This is a genomic window from Streptomyces sp. NPDC102437 (assembly GCF_044765565.1).
Lineage (GTDB): Bacteria > Actinomycetota > Actinomycetes > Streptomycetales > Streptomycetaceae > Streptomyces.
Genome location: NZ_JBIWKI010000036.1, coordinates 38244 through 57001, shown reverse-complemented (window position 1 = coordinate 57001; position 18758 = coordinate 38244). Strand labels below are relative to the sequence as shown.

14 protein-coding genes and 1 pseudogene are annotated in these 18758 nt (G+C 69.7%); 6 read left to right on the top strand and 9 right to left on the bottom strand.

Annotation, left to right across the window (positions count from 1 at the left end; genetic code table 11):
• Positions 1–45 precede the first annotated feature (45 nt).
• The 3 genes from ACIRJP_RS32680 (at position 46) to ACIRJP_RS32670 (ending at position 2790) form a co-directional block, all read left to right on the top strand.
• Positions 46–972 carry a LysR family transcriptional regulator gene (locus ACIRJP_RS32680; RefSeq protein WP_404182031.1) on the top strand — a complete coding sequence of 309 codons (927 nt, stop codon included), beginning with the start codon at positions 46–48 and terminating at the stop codon, positions 970–972.
• 194 nt (positions 973–1166) lie between these two features.
• On the top strand, positions 1167–2318 hold the full coding sequence (locus ACIRJP_RS32675) for a hypothetical protein (protein WP_404182029.1): 1152 nt from the start codon (positions 1167–1169) through the stop codon (positions 2316–2318).
• 277 nt (positions 2319–2595) lie between these two features.
• A complete protein-coding gene (locus ACIRJP_RS32670; RefSeq protein ID WP_404182026.1) occupies positions 2596–2790 on the top strand; it encodes a hypothetical protein in 195 nt (64 codons plus the stop codon).
• Positions 2791–2889: 99 nt separating this feature from the next.
• Here ACIRJP_RS32670 and ACIRJP_RS32665 read toward each other — a convergent pair whose 3' ends face one another.
• Positions 2890–3552, bottom strand: coding sequence for a hypothetical protein (locus ACIRJP_RS32665; RefSeq protein ID WP_404182067.1), 663 nt, complete (start codon positions 3550–3552; stop codon positions 2890–2892).
• Positions 3553–3679: 127 nt separating this feature from the next.
• On the opposite strand from ACIRJP_RS32665, the gene ACIRJP_RS32660 reads away from it, so the two are divergent.
• Positions 3680–4402, top strand: a complete 723-nt coding sequence (locus ACIRJP_RS32660; RefSeq protein WP_404182023.1) for a dienelactone hydrolase family protein — start codon at positions 3680–3682, stop codon at positions 4400–4402.
• Positions 4403–4981: 579 nt separating this feature from the next.
• On the opposite strand, the gene ACIRJP_RS32655 is transcribed toward ACIRJP_RS32660, so the two are convergent.
• From ACIRJP_RS32655 to ACIRJP_RS32635, 5 genes are read right to left on the bottom strand one after another with little or no spacing between them, the layout of a single operon-like run.
• Positions 4982–8305 (bottom strand): serine hydrolase, encoded by a 3324-nt coding sequence (locus ACIRJP_RS32655; RefSeq protein WP_404182020.1) that lies wholly within the window; start codon positions 8303–8305, stop codon positions 4982–4984.
• Positions 8302–9279: an ABC transporter ATP-binding protein gene (locus ACIRJP_RS32650; RefSeq protein WP_404182017.1), complete on the bottom strand. Its 978-nt coding sequence runs from the start codon at positions 9277–9279 to the stop codon at positions 8302–8304. Before ACIRJP_RS32650 ends, ACIRJP_RS32655 begins: the two co-directional genes overlap by 4 nt.
• Positions 9276–11189, bottom strand: a complete 1914-nt coding sequence (locus ACIRJP_RS32645) for a dipeptide/oligopeptide/nickel ABC transporter permease/ATP-binding protein (RefSeq protein WP_404182014.1) — start codon at positions 11187–11189, stop codon at positions 9276–9278. The genes ACIRJP_RS32650 and ACIRJP_RS32645 overlap by 4 nt, the downstream gene beginning before the upstream one ends.
• 1 nt (position 11190) lies before the next feature.
• Entirely contained in the window at positions 11191–12171 is a 981-nt protein-coding gene (locus ACIRJP_RS32640) for an ABC transporter permease (protein WP_404182011.1), read from the bottom strand.
• Complete coding sequence (locus ACIRJP_RS32635; protein WP_404182008.1) at positions 12171–13769, bottom strand: ABC transporter substrate-binding protein; 1599 nt, start codon at positions 13767–13769, stop codon at positions 12171–12173. Before ACIRJP_RS32635 ends, ACIRJP_RS32640 begins: the two co-directional genes overlap by 1 nt.
• A gap of 211 nt (positions 13770–13980) precedes the next feature.
• Between ACIRJP_RS32635 and ACIRJP_RS32630 the strand changes: the two genes are divergently transcribed.
• On the top strand, positions 13981–14181 hold the full coding sequence (locus tag ACIRJP_RS32630; RefSeq protein WP_404182005.1) for a transposase: 201 nt from the start codon (positions 13981–13983) through the stop codon (positions 14179–14181).
• Positions 14182–14228: 47 nt separating this feature from the next.
• Positions 14229–14498: pseudogene (locus tag ACIRJP_RS32625) on the top strand (transposase); the annotation flags it as partial.
• A 5-nt stretch (positions 14499–14503) separates the two neighbouring features.
• Here the strand turns inward: ACIRJP_RS32625 and ACIRJP_RS32620 are convergent.
• The 3 genes from ACIRJP_RS32620 to ACIRJP_RS32610 form a co-directional block, all read right to left on the bottom strand.
• Positions 14504–15412 (bottom strand): serine hydrolase, encoded by a 909-nt coding sequence (locus ACIRJP_RS32620; RefSeq protein ID WP_404182002.1) that lies wholly within the window; start codon positions 15410–15412, stop codon positions 14504–14506.
• A complete protein-coding gene (locus ACIRJP_RS32615; protein ID WP_404182000.1) occupies positions 15409–16800 on the bottom strand; it encodes a serine hydrolase in 1392 nt (463 codons plus the stop codon). The genes ACIRJP_RS32620 and ACIRJP_RS32615 overlap by 4 nt, the downstream gene beginning before the upstream one ends.
• Positions 16801–17053: 253 nt before the next feature.
• Positions 17054–18703 (bottom strand): PucR family transcriptional regulator, encoded by a 1650-nt coding sequence (locus ACIRJP_RS32610; RefSeq protein ID WP_404181997.1) that lies wholly within the window; start codon positions 18701–18703, stop codon positions 17054–17056.
• Positions 18704–18758: the final 55 nt, after the last annotated feature.

Here is an 18758-nt window from a genome sequence, read left to right as displayed (position 1 = left end):
GATGAGTCCAAGGCTTGTTTTCGCTAATGGCGATAACATTTCTTCATGGCAACCTTGCGGCAGCTCGAGTATCTGGTCACCGTCGTCGACACCGGCTCGTTCACACAGGCGGCCGAGCTCCTGCACGTGACACAGCCGGCGCTGTCGCACCAGATCCGGGCGTTGGAGAGTTCGCTCGGCGGTCCGCTGCTGGAACGCCTGCCGCGCGCGATAAGGCCCACCCCGATGGGCCGCGCAGTCCTGCCGCACGCCCGAGTCGCACTCGCCGAGAGCGAGCGCCTGGTCGCCGCGGCGCGCCGCGCGGCCGGCCTGGAGGGCGGTGAGCTGGAGGTCGCGACCGTCTATTCGGTCAGTCTGGGAATCCTGCCGCCTGTGCTGCGGGCCTGGCGCCGCCGCCACCCGGGCGTGCGGATCCGTCTGCGCGAGTATCCGCACGCCCGCCAACTCCAGGCCGCCATGGCCGCCGGGCAGGCCGATCTGGCCATCGGCCCCTCGCCCTCCGGGTGGGAGGGACCGGTCCGTGACCTGGGCATCGAGGAGTTCGTCATCGTCTTGCCGAGCGGCGACCCGCTCGCGGACACCCCGGCCGAGCCGCTGGCGCTGGGAGCCCTCGCCGACCGCGCCTGGGTGCGTTACGCCGCCGGCAACGGACTCGCCGACCTGCTCGACCAGGTCTGCCAGCAGGCGGGATTCCAGCCGCAGACGGCAGTTCGCGCTGAGCAGACCTCCGCCGCACCACTGCTCGCCGCCGCCGGGCTCGGACCGGCCCTGGTCCCGGCCAACATCGTCCCGCTGGACTTCGACGGCCTGCTGCGCCTGCCGGAACCGCCGGTCCGCCGCACCCTCACCGCGTACACCCGCACCCGGCCGGACCCGCTGACCACCACGTTCGCGGACCTGCTCGCCCGTCAGGCCTGTGTCGTCCCCGCCCACATCCAGGCACTCGCCACAGCGCGGAACTCCGCTCCGTAACGCCGGCGCAGCGCCGGGTCGGCCGAAGCGGTCCCTACCCGTCGGCACAGGCCGGATCGGACCCCGGTGTCACCTGGATCGGCCCACATCCCGAAGACGACGAAGCGGAGATACGCATTAACCTGCCCACCCGGCTGGGCTTCTCCCGCGACGTCGTCGCCGACCTCATCACCCAGAAGCTCGCCCTTCAGGGCGTGACGTTCTCCTGGCACTCGGAGGACCGCAAGCCGTACGTGCTGGTGAAGAAGACCCGCAAGCCCCCGGCCAAGGCCGCCTTCAAGGACCCCAGGCCGCAAGAGCTGGTGGCCAAGGCCAAGGAGTCCGCGCCCATCATCAGGATCGGCGCCGGCGGGCAGATCGTCTCCGTCGACCTGGACGCAGACTCCCCGCACATCCTGGTCCACCACAGCACGGGCGGCGGCAAGTCGGTGACCCTGCGCGGCATCGCTTCCAGATGCTTCACCACGGCTCGCTCGTGTTCGTCCTCGACCCCAAGCGGATCTCACACCCTTGGGCCAGCGGCATCGACGGCGTCATGTACTGCCGTGACATCGCCGACATCCACGACCAGCTCATCGAACTCGGCACGATCGGCCGGCGCCGTACCCGACGAACTGGGCATCGACGCCGACCCGAAGGCCATCGACCCCAGGCTGCTGATCCTCCTCGAAGAGGTCAACGCGACGATGAAGCAGCTGGCCCGCTACTGGGAGAAGACCCGTGAGTCCGGCGACCCGAAGATCTCCCCGGCCTTCGACGCGCTCAACGAGATCTTCTACATGGGCAGCCAACTGCGCATGCACGTCCTCCTGGTCGCCCAGTCCGCGACCGCCCGCGCCCTCGGCGGCCCGGAGGCCCGCGAGCAGTTCTCCACCCGCATCCCCGCCCGCTACGGCGTCAACGCCTGGCGCATGCTCGCCCCCGAGGTCCACCAAGTACCCCGGGCGCGCCCAGGTCGTTCAGCGGCGGCTCCGCGCGGGAGACACAGGTCCTCTTCTTCACCGAAGCCGAAGCCCGCCACTGGGCCACCACCGGCAAGAAGGCAGCCGAATCCGCCGCCCAACCGGTTCCGGCGCAGCTGCAGGAACAGCCCGCCAACTCCTTTGCCGACGCCCGGAGCACCAGCCCCCCGAACTCTCGCCCGCCACGGAGCCACCCGCCAACCGGGACCTGCTCGCCGACGCCTGGAACCCCACCCCGGCCCCGGTCGACGACGACCAGGCGGTGGGACTGCGCGAGGCCCACCAGCACCACCTGCACGCTTCCGGCGCCGCAGCCAAGCCCGAGCCCGCCGCTGCCACTACCAACGCCGAGGCCATGACCTCCACATGCGGTTGCATTACTAGGAGAACACCCGGTTCATCAGGCACCGCACAGAAAAGGAATACCCCACCATGCGGAACGAGAACGACAAGAACACTCTCCCGAAGCTGCTGCGCTTCACCGACCCCGGCGTCCGCGAGCAGCTGGAAGCGCTGCCCGCCTCCAAGACCCTGATCGGCCTCGGCGGCGACGGGCAGCCGGTCTGCGCCCACCTGGACAGCGAATTGCCGCACGTTCTGGTCTGCTCCGCCAGCGGCGGCGGCCACCTCCACCACCCTGCGAACCCTGCCCGCCCAGCTCATGCACCACGGCGTGCACGCCCTGGTCCTCGACCTCAAGAGGGTCTCCCAGCAGTGGGCGCGTGGCCTGCCGACGGTGACGTACCGCAGCAACATCGCCGACATCCACGACGTCCTGGTCGGCCTCCGGACCAAACTGAAGCACCTATCGACCACGTCGACCGGCACGGTGGCACCGACGATCTGCCCTGGCTGACGGTCGCGTTCGAAGCTGCCGATAACACCCCTGCAGCGGGCTGGCCCGTCACTGGGTCCGCCAGGACCGACACGAAGTCGTCCCCGGCCATTGAAGCGGTCAGCCGGCCGCGATGGCATAGCCGATCGCGGCGGCTGCGTCGGCAACGCCTGCCAGGGATGCCTTGTCGTTCAAAGTCGTGACCACATCCTGAGTCAGTGGGCGGAGGGCATACATGTGGCGTACCGCGTCGATGTCGACCGGGACCTCGTAGTAGTCCTCGGCGAACTTCTGGAATGCCTCCGGCGATGGGTCGACCAGCAACTGGAACAGCCAGCCCGAGCCGTCAGGGTCGGCGCTGTCCTCGGGGAAGTCGATCTCTCCCGCTTGCCAGTGCTCGCTGCCCGCCTCACGCCACATGCAGGCCGTCACCCGGGGCATTCCGTCGTCCGTGAAGGCAGGCTCTTCGACGCACCTGCGGAACACTTCGGGGACCGAGTCCACGACGCCCGGCCAGGGCTCGTCGTCGGCATACGGGCTCATCGCCGACTCGTGGTCGAAGCCTCGGACATACGCGCCCGCCGGAGAGAAGATGATGTCGAACTCGTCACCCGAGCCGTTGCGCATGGAGGCGATCTCCTCCGTCTCGGACCAGGCCTGACTGAATGAGTAGTAGCGCTCGCCATCAGGGTTCAGCACTGTCTCCAGCATGGCCATCGACCGACACCGGTCCCGCAGTGTCGGGATGTCAGGAAGCGCCTCGGCAACGTCGTGAACGGTCATGGCGCCCATCCAAGCGCACGCCACTGACACCGTGGCCCACGCTCTGGTGATGCAGCTGGGGCAGGCTGCCGTCTGCCGTCGGTGAAACCGACCCGACTGGGCTCGACGGTCGCTACCGTCCAATCTCATGACAGTCACATCTCGTACGATCGAATACCCGGCCGACGGCCTGACAATGATCGGATACCTTGCGCTCCCCGCCAGTGCCGAGCGCCGGCCCGCAGTTCTGATCGGGCCCGAGGGGATGGGGCTCAGCGACGTCGAGCGTCGCCGAGCCGATGCGCTGGCTGAGCTGGGGTACGTGGCGCTGGCCTTCGACCTTCACGGCGGACGCTACTTGAGCAGTCCAGGGGAGATGCTGGACCGTTGCATGCCGCTGCTTGCCGATTCCGACCGGATGCGGGGCATCGGCCGTGCGGCGCTCAACGTGTTGCTTGCCGAGCCGCAGACCGACCCCGACCGGGTCGCCGCCGTTGGTTACGGCACCGGCGGCGCGATCGCGCTGGAACTCGGACGCGATGGCGTCGACCTGTGTGCGATCGGGACAGTCAACGCATTGACCACGGGCCGACCGGGCGAGGCGACGCGTATTCGCTGCCCGGTGTGGGCCGGGGTCGGATCGGAAGACCCGATCATGCCGCCCGCGCAACGGGAGGCGTTCACTGCGGAGATGCAGGCCGCGGGCGTTGACTGGCGCCTCGTGGTCTACGGCGGAGCTCTGCATGCCTTCCACCACTCGCCGGTCGACCATGCCGTGGTTCCCGGCGTCGGCTATCACCAGCGGCACGCGCAGCGGGCCTGGCGCGACATCGTCGGCCTGCTCTCCGAGTGCCTGCCCGTACCGGAGTGATCTGACCGGCGCTCGACGCTTCACCGGAAGGTGCAGGTCGGCGACGGCGCCTTGGATGATCTGGGGCCGAGTTCATCCGCGAACTCATCGTCCGGGGCGCCCGCGAGGGCCTGGCCGTTGCCCGCGCCCGAGGAGGTACCGGCAGGTGCCTCACCCTCGCCACCGACGAAGTCATCAAAGCCGCCGCACAAAGGCGGCGGCGCCGGTCAAGGCGTCGAGGATCTGCTGGAGGTCCTTCCCGAGCAACTGTGCATGACAGCCGAAACCGGCCGGCCCGCGCCGGGTCCTGGGTCCGCTCCTACCTGCCCCGCGCCGAAGGGGAGCCGCAGCGCTTCCGCTATGCGATCCGGCTGCTGCCCCTCCTGTGGATCGCCGGCAACACGCCCCGGCGGCGCTCTCGCATGCGTTTTCGCAGGTCAACCCACAGATTCGTGACCTAGAGCGCAGAGACTTCTACGGAACTCGAGCCTGACGCTGGGCCACGGACCGTGCAGCGACACCGTTTTCGCGTTGATCGACAAGGTGTCCTGAACCCGAACAGAGGGGCGACCGCATCCGCAGCCGCCCCTCTGTTCAGGTTCAGGACACCTTCGGAGTGGCTCGCACCCCGTAGTGCACGTACGGCTCTCCCGTCGGCAGTGTGTAGAACATCACCGGCGTCCAGAACTTCCCGCCCGGTTCGCGGCACAGGAACAGCGTGTCCGAGATCGGCACCAGGTCGAACTCCTGTGTCTTCTTCGGCATGAGTTCCGCCAGCTCGCCGGTGGTGGTGTGCACCAGGCGCAACCCGTTCGGACCCTCCGACACCTCAGCATGGACGCCGGCCCGTTCGTAAACGCCGAGGTGCCGGCTCGCGTCCACCGTGACCGGGGTCGCCGGCGGTTCGAGCGGGCGCGGCATGGCCACGTCGGCGAGTTCGGCGAAGATTTCCTGGTACAGCTCCACATACAGGTCGCGTGCGTGCCCGCCATTCGTCAGCAGTGCGACCGCGAGGCCCTGGTCCGGCAGCAGCCGCAGGAACGCGGACTGGCCGATCGTGTTGCCGTCGTGGCCGATCACGCGGCGGCCGTTCCAGTCGTCGCGGATCCAACCGAGGCCCCACGAATCGCCGAGGGCGTGCGGGTTCGGCACCTCAGCCTGCTTCTCCGCCATCGCCGCGGCCGATTCTTGCGACAGGATCCGCGAGCCGTCCGCGGCCAGACCGCCGGTGAGGTGCAGTCGGGCGAACGCGAGCACGTCCGCGCTCTGGGCAGTGATCAGGCCGGCCGGACCGGCCGAGCGCGGCAACTGCCAGGTCGACGCCGGCTCCGGATCGGCGTCGCCCAGGGCGATGTGGCCGACCGCGGCGCGGAACAGCAACGCCTCTTCCGGCAGCGTGACGGTGTGCGTGAGCCCGAGCGGAGCGAACAGCTTGTCCCGCATGGCGGCGTCCCAGGTCTTCCCGGTGAGTTTCTCGATCACCCGTCCCATGAGGACGAAACCCGAGTTGCAGTACGAGAACGTGACGCCGAGCGGGTGATTCTGCGCGGCGTCTTCCAGCAGGTCCACATACTTCTCGACACAGTCGTCGCCTCGGCCGGTGTCGGTGAAGATGTCGCCGTCGATGCCGCTGGTGTGGGTCAGCAGGTGCCGCATGGTGACCCGCTTGGCCACCTCGGGACTGGCCAGCCGCAGTTCGGGCAGCACGTCGGTGATCGGCGCGTCGAGGTCGAGCAGATCCTCGTCGACCAGCTGCATCACCACCGTGGAGGTCCATACCTTGGAAATCGAGCCGATCTGGAACAGCGAGTCCTCGGTGACTTCGACTCCGGTGGCCGTGCTCAGCACGCCGTGGGTCGCGAGCGCCTCCTCGCCGGTCTCGACGCGCAGAATCCCCAGCGACGCGCCGGGAACGCGGTGCTTGCGCGCCAGCTCCGCCAGCCGACGGCTCCAGTGCGCGGCCTCGATCGGCACCCGCGAAACCCCGCCGACCGCACCCGCGTACTGCTCGACCCACTCGACGACGCGCCGGTTGTAGTCGACGCGGTGCGATGGCGGACCGTCCAAAATGAACAGATGCGCGCCGCCGGGGTACAGCACCAGCCGCGACGGCACATCGCGTTCGCGCAGCGCGGTGAACCACTGCTCCGCCTGCCCGATCGGGCACCGGATGTCCTCGGCGCCCTGCAGAATCAGCGTCGGTGTGCGGACCTGATCGACCTGAGAGTGCGGGGACGACCTCTCGTAGTTGCTCGTCGAGACGCCGGAGAGCTCGTTTACCGCCAGGAAATGTCCGCCGTCGGAGGTCCCGGCCAAGCTGGTCAGATCGCTGACCACACCACCGGCGACGGCGGCGGCGAAGCGGTCGTCCCGGCTCGTCAGGTAGCAGGTCATGAAGCCGCCGTAGCTGTACCCGGTGACGGCGAGCCGGTCCGGGTCGGCGAGGCCCTCGGCGACGAGCTGGTCGATCGGCTCCAGGAAATCCGCGGCGTCCGCGTGGCCCCACGCGCCGACCGTGGCGGCGTAGAACGCTTCGCCGTAGCCGTCGCTGGCACGCGGGTTGAGCAGCAGCACCGCCCAGCCGCGCTCGGCAAGCGCCTGGTGGTAGAGGTGAATGGAGTCCGCGGCACCGTTCCAGGCGTTGTGCGGACCGCCGTGGATGTCGATCAGCAGCGGCTGCGCGCCAGTGCGCTCGGGGTCGCGGATGAGCCAGCCTTGCACGACCGTGCCGTCGCTGATGGTGAACTCCCGCGCCTCACCGGAGAACAGTTCCGCTTCGGACACTGCCGCACCGTGCTGTGTGCGCACGTCGAGCGAACCCGTGGCGCGGTCGAGCACCGCGATCTCGCCAAACGAATCGGCCGTGGCCAGCACGATGGCCGCCTGGTCGCCGACCAGGCTCATTCCGGACACCACGTTGTCGGCGCCGGTCAGCACCGGGCGCGGCTCCCCACCGGCCAAGTCCGCTTCGTACAGATGGCTGCACCCGCGGTCGCGGATCGCGAACAACACGACATCGCCCGCCGCGGTGAGCTGCGGCAGCGCGCCCGGATAACCGGGGCCGCCGGGCACCACGTTGCGGTCGAGGGAAGCGGCCAGGTTGACCGGTTCGCCGCAGTCCAGCGGGACGCGCATCAGGCCGAGGTGCCCGGTGGCCGTGTCGGTGCGGCCGACCACCAGCAGCGCCGTGCCGTCGGCCGTCCAGCTGACGGTGCCCGCCATGCCCTCGGCGGAACCGACCAGCTTCGGTTCGGAGCTTTGCTCGGTGACGTCGAGGATGTAAGAGGCGGACCGGAAGGTGAGGTCGGCATCGTCGTCCTGTGCCGCGGTGAACGCCACGTGCGTGCCGTCGGGCGACCACGCGGGTTCACCCGCGTGCCAGTCGCCGAAGGTGAGCTGCCGGACTTCGCCAGTGGCGACGTCGAGGACGTGCAGGTGGCTGCGAAGAGTCTTCAGCAGGCCGGGACCGTCGGACTTGTAGTTCAGCCGCTCGGCCACGATCGGCGCGTTCGCCGCGGGAGCCTCGACGGTCGCGGCGAGATCGGTCGCCGCGCAGAAGGCGATCTTGCTGCCGTCCGGGCTCCACACCGGTGCGCCCGCGCCGAGCGGGAGCGTGGTGATCTGCTCGGCTTCGCCGCCGGCCGCCGGGAGGAACCACACCTGTGGCGGACCGTCCTGGGCACGCAGGAACGCGAGCCGGGCGCCGTCCGGAGCCCACTTCGGTGCTGCGTCAGCGTTTCCACGGGTGAGCTGCCGGGCCTCGCCCGACTCCGTGGGCACCATCCAGAGCGCGTCGACGTTGCGGTCCTCCTCCCGGTCCGCGGTCCTGAGCACGTAGACGATCCGGCTGCCGTCCGGCGAAAGCGCGGGCTGGCTGGGCACGGCGAGGCTGTACAGGTCTTCGATGCCGAGACGGCGGGTCATACGCTGGCTCCTCTGGAGATCGCGGGCTCGTGGCCCTCGGATTCGCTGAAGTGGCAGGCCGCGGCGTGTCGTCGGGGTGCGGCGTCCTTGGCCGGATCGGCGCGAAGACAGATGTCGCGGTCGGTACGCACGAGCGGGCCGACCGGGCAGCGCGGGTGGTACCGGCATCCGGCGGGCGGGTAGTGCGGGTCCGGCGGATCGGCGTCCACGGTCGCGTTCGGCTCGAGGTCGAACAGCGACTTGTGCGCCGACGGGGCGGCGTCGAGCAGGTCGCGGGTGTAGGGATGCTGCGGATCGGTGAGCACCCGCTCCGCCGGGCCGGCCTCGACGATCCGGCCGAGGTACATCACTGCGACGATGTCGCTGAGATGGCGCACGACGGCGAGGTTGTGCGAGATGAACAGCATCGACAGGTCGAGCTGCCGCTGCACCGACCGCACCAGATTGAGCACCGCGCCCTGCACCGAAACGTCCAGCGCGGAGGTGATCTCGTCGGCGATCAGCGCCTGCGGCCGCCCGGCGAGCGCGCGGGCGAGCGCCACGCGCTGCCGCTGCCCGCCGGACATCTCCCCGGGCAGCTGCCCGGCGCGGTCCGGATCAAGATTCACCAGTTCCAGCAGCCGCGCCACTTCCGCCCGCCGAGCCGCCTTGCTGTCCCGCGGCATCGCTTCGGTGATCGACTCGCCGATGGTCATTCTCGGGTTGAGCGACGAATACGGATCCTGGAACACCATCTGCAGTGGGCGGCGGCGCGGCAGCTTCCGCACATCCACTCCACCGAGCAGCACCCGGCCCGCGCTCACCGGCGACAACCCGACCGCTGCCCGAGCGAGCGTCGATTTGCCCGAACCGGACTCGCCGACCAGGCCGACGACCTTGCCCGTGGGAACGGTGAGGGAAACCCCGTCCACCGCGGTCAGTCCGCGCCGTCCGCCGTACCGCACGCTGACGGAGTCGAAAACCAGCTCGCTCATTCCGCGCCTCCCGCCACGACGACGGCACTCACTGCTTGCGGTATCGCCCCATCCGGATGCCAGCACGCCACCCGATGCTCCGGCGCGATCACGGTCAGTTCCGGGTCCTCCGTGCGGCACTGGTCCGTCGCCACCGGACAGCGGTTCGCGAACGCGCAGCCGGCCGGCATCCGGTGCGGTTCCGGAGGTCGGCCCGGGATCACCGCGAGCGGCGCGTCCGGGTCGGTGTCCAGGTCGAGCGTCGTGGCCAGCAGCGCCCGCGTGTACGGGTGCTGCGGCCGGATCTGCGGACCGGCGGCAGGCAGGTCCTCCACGATCCGCCCGGCGTACATCACAAGGATCCGTTCGCACGTCTGGGAAACGACCGCGATGTCGTGGCTGATCAGGATGATCGCGGTGTCCCGTTCGGCGCGCGTCTGCGCCAGCAACCGGAGCAACTGCCGCTGCACGGTCACGTCCAGCGCCGTCGTCGGCTCGTCCGCGATGATCAGCCTAGGATCGCCCATCAGGCCCATGCCGATCATCGCGCGCTGGCGCATGCCGCCGGAGAACTCGTGCGGGTACTGCCGCGCCCGCCGCTGCGCCGCCGGGATGCGCACAGCGCGCAGCCGGTCGACCGCCCGCGCGAGCGCCTGGGTCCGCGAAAGCCCTTGGTGCTGTTCGGAAACCTCCGCGAGCTGCTTGCCGATCCGGCGGGCCGGGTTGAACGACGTCATCGGGTCCTGGAACACCATCGCCAGCGACGTGCCGAGCAGCGGCCGCAGTTCGCGTTCCGGCGTGGTGAGCACCGGCGTACCGGCGAATTCCAGCCGGTCGGCGGTCACCGAGCCAGGCGCCTCGATCAGCCTCGACACCGCGAGTCCGGTCAAGCTCTTGCCCGAACCCGATTCGCCGACGACGCCGATCGCCTCGCCCGCCCGCACGGTGAAGCTCACGCCGCGAACCGGCACCGTCCAGCCGGACGGCTGCGGGAAGGCGACTTCCAGGTTCTCGACCACCAGCACGGTGTCGTCCTTCGCCACTGCCGGCTCCACTGTGGACTTTCGGACCGGCCGAGGGGCCGGCCGCGGCAGCCGGGTCCGGACGCCGATCACCCCGGCGACCGTCTCACCGAACAGGTTGAACGCGAGCCCCGCGACGACCACCGCGACGCCGGGTGCGAGCGCCGCCGCCGGGTTGACGTAAATGCCGTTGAGGCCCTCGTTGAGCAGCCGTCCCCAGTCGTAGTCGGGGGCCTGCACGCCGATGCCGAGGAAGGACAGCCCGGAAAAGGCCAGCAGGGCACCGCCCGCGCCGATAGTGGCGTTGATCGCCAGCGGCTCGCCGATGTTCGGCAGGACGTGCCGGAACAGCAACCGGATCCGGCCCACTCCCGCGACCCGCGCCGCCAGCACGAAGTCCCGGCCGGCAACCGACGCGGACAAGGTCTGCGTCAGTCGCGCGAACTGCGGAGCCAGTGCGAATCCGATCGCCATGACCGCGCCTTGCGTGCCCACGCCGAAGATCACCGCGAAGAACAACACCAGCAGCAGCCCGGGGAACGCGACCGCGATGTTCACCGCCGACGCCAGCAGCCTGCCGAGCGGGCGCGGCAGCACCGTCGGCAGCATGCCCAGCACGAGTCCCGTCGCTACGCCGATCACCATGGCGACCAGCGCCAGCAGCACCGAAAGCCGGGTCGCCACCAGCACCCGGTAGAAAATGTCGCGACCCAGTTCGTCGGTGCCGACCCAATGTTGCGCAGACGGCCCCTGGCCGATCGCGTTCGTGTCGACCGCCGAAGCCGCGTCCTGCCACAGGATCGGGCCAAGCACCGCGACCGCGAACACCAACAGGAGCAGGGCGGCCGCGAACCCGCCCAAGGGAGTGCGCAGGGCCGCGAGCCACTGCGCTTTGCGCCGTTTCGCCATCTCAGTTCTCCCGGATCGTCGAACGCGGATCGAGGACGGCCAGCAGCAGGTCCACCACGAGGTTCACCAGCAGCACGCCGATGCCGTACACCAGCACGATCCCCTGCACCAGCGGGTAGTCCTTCTGCAGGATGGACTGCGAGATCGTCGAGCCGAGGCCCGGCCAGGCGAAGACGTTCTCCACCAGCACGGTGCCCGCGACCATGGTGGTGAGCATGAGCCCGCCGAGCGTCAGCGTCGCGGTGAGCGCGCTCGGCAGCGCGTGCCGCAGGTAGACCAGCCGGGCAGGCAGCCGCTTCGCTCGCGCGGTGCGGATGAAATCGTTGCCCAGTACGGAAAGCGTCTCCACTCGGACAATCCGGGACAGTGTCGACGTCGGGCCGAGCGCCAGCGCGACGACCGGGAGAACCAGCGAGCCCGCGCCGTCGTGCCCGGCCACGGGGAACCAGCCGAGCTGCACCGCGAAAAACGCCACCAGCGCCACCGCGACCAGGAACTCCGGGATCGCGGCGAACAGCACGGTCGTCGAGGTGAAGGCCAGCTCGCTGCCGCGGCGGCGGCCGCCGCGGGTCAGCACGGCGAAGGTCAAGCCGAGCGGGATCGCGAGCGCGACGACCACCACGAAGGCGGGCAACGCCAGCTGCAAGGTCGCGGGCAGCCGGGTGGCGATGATGTCGCCGACCGGTTGCCCGCTCAGCATTGACGTGCCGAAGTCGCCGTGGAACAGCCCGCCGACGTAGTCCAGGTACTGCTGCCACAGCGGACGGTCCAGCCCGAGCGCGGCGCGGCGGGCGTTCACCAGGTCGACCGGCGCGGTCAGGCCGAGCGCCGCGCGCACCGGGTCACCCGGGATGAGATGGATCATCAGGAACGCCATCGTCACCAGCGCCCACAGCGACACGACGAACCGCCCGAGGCGGCGGGCGCCGAAGGTCAGCCAGGGGTTGACCTTCGGTCCCGCGACGGCGATCGCGCCGGTCATCAGGAGTACATCCGGATGGAGGACGGCTTCAGGAAGCCGTTCGCGATCTCGAACCGGACTTTGTTCCCGAAGGTCGGAATCACCGAGTTCGCGAACTGCACGACGTCCTGCCTCTCGAACAGTGCCGATTCAGCGGACAGCCAGTCCCTGCAGCCCGCTGTCCCGGGCTGCGAAGCCGCCTTGGCGACCAGCGAGTCGTACGTGGCGTTCTTGATGTGCGCGAAGTTCGTGCCCTGCGGGGGCTCTGCGCCGGAAGCGAACGGGATCAGCTGGCTCGGCAGGGTCAGGCCGAGCGGCGCCATCGAGATGTCCCACTCTCCGGTGGCGAACAGTGCCTGGCTGAGGCCCGGACTGTCGACTCCCTTGAGCGTGACGTCGATGCCGGCGTTCTTCCAGCCCTGCTGCATCAGCTCGGCGCCAGGGGCCATGGTCGGGCCCAACCGCGCGCCGTAGACGGCGGTGAGGGCGAGACGCTTCCCGTCCTTCACCCGGATGCCGTCCGGACCCGGCTTCCAGCCTGCCGCGTCGAGCGCGGCCTTGGCCGCGGCGACGTCGAATCCGGGGACCTTCCCGGTGACCGAATCGCCGTCGCACGGCGGGGGATTGCCGGTGACCATGCCCTTGACCGGGGCGCTGCCGTCCCGGGTCAGCACCTTCCCGACCTGGGCGAGGTCGAGCGCCTGGACCAGCGCGCGGCGCATCGCCCGGTCGGCACCGAACCGGCCGGGCGCCTGATTGAAGAACAGCTCCCCGAACGGAACGGTGAGGTCGCTGTGGAACAGCCGCTGCGCCCGCAGCCGCTGCTGGTCCTGCCCGGTGACCGAGGCGGCGTTGACCTCGCCGGACAGCAGCAGGTTCGACGTCGTCGTCATGTTCGGGATGACCCGGATGACCACCTTGTCCGGCAGGCCCGGCTGCTTCGAGTCGAACTGGCCGGGACCCCACGTGTAGTCCTTGCGCCGGGTCAGCGTGTAGTGGTCGTTCGGGACGATCTCGGACACAGTGAACATGCCGGTGCCGTTCTCGCCCTTGGCCAGCGTCTTGCGGTCGGCCAGCCCCTTCGCGCAGACGATCGGCACGTTGACGAGATTGCGGAGCAGGAACGCGTCCGGCGCCCCGCTGGTGACCTTGACCGTGCCCGCGGCCTCGTCGGCGACCGCCTTCGTGCCCGCCTTCACCGTGACGCCCGCGATCGGCGACTTGTTCGCCGGGTCGCCGACGAAGTTGATGCTCCCGGCCACGTCCTTCGCGGTCAGCGGGCTGCCGTCGGCGCAGGTGATGCCCTTGCGCAGGGTGAAGGACGCGGTGGTCGTGGAGGCTTCCCAGTTCTCCGCGATCGCCGCCTGCGGCTGCCCCTTCGTGTCGAGGTTGATCAGGCCGTCATAGAGGAACTGGTCGACGCCGCGGGCGATCGAAAGCACGGTGATCGCCGGGTCGAGCGTTCCCGGATCCGAGGAGATGGCATAGGTGAAGGTCTTGCCGTCGGTCAGTTTCTGATGCGCGGTCGGGTCCTGCCCGGATTGCGCTGATCCCCCGCACGCGCTCACGGTCAAGGCCACCACGCACGCCATCGCGGCGGTGAGCCGAGCAGTTTTCATGGGGTTTCCTTAAGAACGTTGGGCGGTCCGGGAGGACCGGGTGTGGCTGATGGGGTGTTTGCCGTTGATGGCTCCAGGGGAATGGCCGCCCGGTCCTCCGGGACGCTTTGACTGCTGATGGAGAACTGCGGGCATCGCCGGTCAAGGACCTGTCGGCACAGGGCTCCCCGGGCCGCGGAAGTGCTGGTCACGGAGGAACGGAGCAACACGGTTGACCCGGCGTCACACCCGGATACGGGCCGGCAGCGACGCCGGCAAGGGCCACCACTGGGCGGTGGCGGTGAACACCGACGGCGAGACGCTGTTCTCGACGAAGGTGATCAACTACGAGGCCCAGGTCCTGACGCTGACCGACACCACCGGGCAGAAGGCCGACGAGGTGCGGTGGGCGGTGGACAGACATCGTCGGTGACCTGTCCGGCTACCGCGACGCCGGCGCCCGGCCTCCCACGCGGCCCGGCGCCGGTGCCCCGCGACTGCGGCCGCCGAACCGGCAACTACCAGCGGCCCAAGCGTGGCAACCGGCGCCTGCGCCGGCTGTTCCACACGTTCGCGCAGTCCGCAATGATGCGACCGGGCCCGTCGGGGGACTACTGCCTCAAGAAACACACCGAGTGTCCGATCCACGCCCGGGCGTTGCTCGCGCTCGCCCACCGCCGGGTCGACGTACTGTGGGCGATGCTGCGTGAGACATTCACCTCCGCCCCGCCGGTCACGCAGACGGCTTGACACGATCACTCCCAGCGGGTCGCGCTCTGCGCGTGGAGGTGGTCGACAGCCAGCCGGGCGGCGGCGCCGATGGACGCGTCGACCGCGGGAAGGCGGTCTTCGAGGGAGTGGGCGCGGGTGAACACCGCTACCGCGAACTGGCGACCGTCCCCCAAGGTCACCACTCCCGCTTCGTTGCGGACGCCGGGCAGCGTCCCGGTCTTCGCCGCGATCCGCACTCCGGACGGGAATCCGGACGACAGCCGGTGCGGCCAGACCTGCTGGGCCATGATCTTGCGGACCCGTTCGCAGGCTTCGGGTTCACCTGCCCGATCGGTCCAGATCGCGTCGAGCAGCGCCGTCATCTCGCGCGGCGTCGACGACGTCGTACGTTCCGGGTCGCGCACCGAGAGCTTCAGCATCTGCTCCGGCGTGGCCTCGCCCAGCAGCGCTTCGAGGTCGGAGTCCGAGTTCCCGCCGAGGTCCGCCACGACGGATGCGAACAGGTCCTCGCAGCAACCGATCAGCCGGGTGCGGACCAGCCCGAGGTCGGCCAGCACCCGGTCCACCGCTTCCTGGCCCACGCGGTGGAACACCAGGTCGGTCGCGGCGTTGTCGCTCATCGTGAGCATGAAGTGCGCGAGGTCGCGCCAACTCATCTCGACGTCGTCGGCGCAGCCCGCAGTGCCGATACCGCCGATCCGGTACCGCGCGGTCACCAACGTCTGCTCGGTCTCGTCGAGCCGTCCCGCCGCGACTTCGCGGGCGTAGGCGACGGCCACCGGAATCTTGAACACCGATGCCAGCACCACCGGGTCGTCGCCGCCCGTCGACACGTCGGGTCCGTCCGGCACGCCGACTTCGCGAGCGTGCAGGAACCCTTCCGCGCCGGCTTCGGCGAAGACGGCTTCGATCTGTTCGCGGATCTCGCTCACTGGGTCCTCCGCCGGTCGGCGCGTCCGGTGTGGAGGAACTGGGCGCGGCCCGTGCCGTCGTCGCCGACGAACGCGTGTGCCATATAGACACCCGGGACCTCCGGGACGTTGGCGACGAACGAGTCGCCGAGGTAGGGCAGCAGTTCCTCCTTTGCCGGGGGCGCGCCGCCCAGCTCGGCGAAGATCCCCTTCGGGGTGCGCTCTATCCACAGCTTGCCGTCTTCCGCGGTAACGACGGTATCGGCGACCATCGACGAGTATTCGCCCACGTACCGGGACAGGTCGGCCGGGGCGGCCGCGGGGTTCGGCTCCGGCAGTGCCGGGAGCTTGACGCCGGCGAGTTCGTCAAGCAGCTTGCCGAGGACCTGTCGGTAGACGTGCAGCGGCTGCCCGCCGTTGGTCAGCAACGCGACCGCCACGTTGCGCTCCGGCACCACGCGCAGGAAAGCCGACTGGCCGATGGTGCCGCCGTCGTGGCCGATCACCTCGTCGCCCTCCCAGCCGAAGAGCATCCAACCGAGACCCCAGTGGCCGGCCATGATGCCGAGCGCGGGCACCTCCACCTGCGGCTCGCGCATCGCGGCCAGCGACTCCGGCGACAGCAGCTGGGTGCCGTCGTCGGCCTTGCCGTCGTTCAGGTGCATTCGGACGAAGGTCAGCAGGTCCCGCGGGCGCATCGTGAGCGTCGAACCGGCCGGGGCGTTCGAGCGGGTCAGCGCCCAGATCGGCGCGGGCACCGGTTCCTCGCCCGACTTCGGGGCGATGTGGCCGATCGCGACGCGGTAGCGGATCGCGTCGTAGGGACCAGATGCGGCGTGGGTCAGGCCGAGCGGCACGAAGAGGTGGTCGCGCACGCAGTCGTCCCAGCACTTGCCGCGCAGCACCTCGATGATGCGGCCGAGTACGCAGTAGCCGGCGTTGTTGTAGGAGAACCGCTCGCCCGGCGGGAAGAGCTGCGGCGCGTCGGACAGTGTCGCGATGAGCTTCTCCACCGCGTCGTCGCCAGGCCCGGTGTCGGTGAAGATGTCGCCCTCGAAGCCGGCGGTGTGGCAGGTCAGCTGCCGGACGGTGATCGCGGCCGCGGCCTTGTCGTCGCCGAGCGCGAACTCCGGCAGGTAGTCGCGCACCGGCCGGTCGAGGTCGAGGCGGCCCTCGTCGACCAGCTGCATGATCAGGGTGGTCGTCCACACCTTGGTGATCGACCCGATCTGGAACAGCGAGTCCACAGTGGACTGCACCCCGGTGGCCTTGTTCAGGACGCCCGCCGCGTGGTCGATCACCTCGCCTTCGGCGAGCACCGCGATCGCGGCGCCGGGAACCTGATGCTCGGCCAGCAGGGCGGCGAAGTTCTCCTGGAGCCAAGTCTCGATTTCAGAAATTTTCGACATGTGCACCTTCTGCCCGGGTGAGGATGGCGTTTCCGGAATGCTAGGTCCGTGGCCTGCGTCACTTGTTCGTCCGGACCGAGGAGAGCGCGGGGAAAGTTCCTCCGCCCGGACGAATCAGGCCGTGCGCAGCGACTCCACTGCCATCACCGCGGCGAAACCGATGAATGCGTCGCGCTCGGGGACCCGGGAACGCGTCCGGGGAGCAACCGGGACGGCGGTCAACCTCTTCAACCCGAACGGCGGTCAGGCCTCTTCAGCCGGAACGGCTTTCCCTCTCCCGCGGCAGCAAATGCAGCTGCACCATCGCCGCGAACCGGTCTCCCGGGTCGTCGAGATCGATTCCGCCGACCTCGGCGAGTCGGCGCAATCGGTACCGGAATGTGCTCGGATGCACGTACGCGGCGGCCGACGCGGCGCCGATGTCGCCGAAAGAATCGAGCCAGCACCGCAGCGTGTGCACGAGCTGCGATTGGTGTTTCGTGTCGTAGGCCAGAAGCCGCGCGATCGGCCCGGTCGCGCCATCGCCGCGTGCCGCGCAAAGGTCCGCCAATTCGAGCATCAACGCTTCGATGTGCGCGTCCTCGGCGGTGATCACTCGCTTTGTGCCGCCGTTGGTGAGCAACACGCGCAACGCGCGGTCGGCACCGTCGCGGGAGGCACGCAGGCCCGAGCCGTCGAGCGCGAGCGGTCCGACGCCGATTACGGCGGCGCCCCGGCGTCCGGTGCGTTCCAGGAAGGTCGACGCGACGCGCACCGAGCGTTCGCGGCAATCGCCGTGGTTCCCGGGCATCGGGACGATGCCGTACGCGACATCGCCGACAAGCGCTACCGCCGACCGGGGCTGGACGGCGCTGAGGTGCATGGCGAACGCATCGGCGACTCGCTGGCGTTCCGCGACGAGCCGGAGGTCGTCGTCGGGGACCTCAAGGAGTCCCATGGCGAGCACGATGGTGGGCTGCCCCAGCAACCCGAGACGCGCGATGGCTTCCGGCGCGCCGGAGCCGCCTTCGAGCGCGGTGCTCACCAGATCGGCCCGCAACCGGCGCTCGACATCGGCACCCGCGCGCAGCCGAAGCATATGCAGTGCAACGATCTTCGAGGTGTCGACCATCGCCGCGGTACGTTCTTCGCTGAGCTCGTTGTCGACTGCGGCCCAGATCGAGCCGAGGACCTCGTCGCCGGCTCGGACCGCGACCGCGACCCGAGGCATGGCGATGTTCTCGTCGTAGCCGTCCGGGTAGACGTAAACCGGCCCGTGGTCCCGGTAAAGGCGTTCGAAAACGCCTTCCTTCTCCAGTTCGCGGGTGAACCGTTCGGGCACCTGACGGCCGAGAATCGTTTCGACGCGGGAAGGATCGGCCTCGTCCTGGCGGCCGGAGAACGCGAGCACGCGCGAGTTGCGGTCCTCAATGGTGACCGGCGCGTTCAGCAGCGCGGCGATCGCGTTGGCGAGCGCGAACAGATCGCCGGACGGCATTCCGCCGAGCGTCTGCGGGGAAACATCGCCGACGTCGCCCTCGGCGAGCAATGTGCGGAGCATCGCGGCGAGCTGCGTCCACGACGCACCGCTGGCCAGCCCGAGCAGCGCGACCCCGGTGGAGTTGGCCGCCCGCACCAGTTCCGTCGACGCGGAGACCGGAGACCGCACGACCAGCGCGGCGGCCCCTCGTTCGCCGACGGTGCGCAGCAGCTTCGCGATCTCGTCGGGTTCGCGCACGCCGACCCCGAGGACGACCGCCTTGGCGGGGAACTCGGCGTCGTCGTGCGGATCGTGGATCACCACGCCGCCGAGTTGCCGCCGGGTGTCCGGCGCGGCGGCGACTGGCTCGAGGAGCACGCCCCCGAGGGCTTCGAGGACGCGGCCCAGACTCGTGTTCGGCTTGCTCGGCACGGGTGTCAGCACTCCCCGAAGGTAGATCCGGCCTGGGGCGAACCGGGTGGTTCGATTCGGCCGAATC

Coding starts and splice junctions, on each gene's coding strand:
- ACIRJP_RS32680 (WP_404182031.1), top strand. CDS start 46: ATGGCAACCTTGCGGCAGCTCGAGTATCTGGTCACCGTCGTCGACACC.
- ACIRJP_RS32670 (WP_404182026.1), top strand. CDS start 2,596: ATGCACCACGGCGTGCACGCCCTGGTCCTCGACCTCAAGAGGGTCTCC.
- ACIRJP_RS32665 (WP_404182067.1), bottom strand. CDS start 3,552: ATGACCGTTCACGACGTTGCCGAGGCGCTTCCTGACATCCCGACACTG.
- ACIRJP_RS32660 (WP_404182023.1), top strand. CDS start 3,680: ATGACAGTCACATCTCGTACGATCGAATACCCGGCCGACGGCCTGACA.
- ACIRJP_RS32655 (WP_404182020.1), bottom strand. CDS start 8,305: ATGACCCGCCGTCTCGGCATCGAAGACCTGTACAGCCTCGCCGTGCCC.
- ACIRJP_RS32650 (WP_404182017.1), bottom strand. CDS start 9,279: ATGAGCGAGCTGGTTTTCGACTCCGTCAGCGTGCGGTACGGCGGACGG.
- ACIRJP_RS32645 (WP_404182014.1), bottom strand. CDS start 11,189: ATGGCGAAACGGCGCAAAGCGCAGTGGCTCGCGGCCCTGCGCACTCCC.
- ACIRJP_RS32640 (WP_404182011.1), bottom strand. CDS start 12,171: ATGACCGGCGCGATCGCCGTCGCGGGACCGAAGGTCAACCCCTGGCTG.
- ACIRJP_RS32635 (WP_404182008.1), bottom strand. CDS start 13,769: ATGAAAACTGCTCGGCTCACCGCCGCGATGGCGTGCGTGGTGGCCTTG.
- ACIRJP_RS32615 (WP_404182000.1), bottom strand. CDS start 16,800: ATGTCGAAAATTTCTGAAATCGAGACTTGGCTCCAGGAGAACTTCGCC.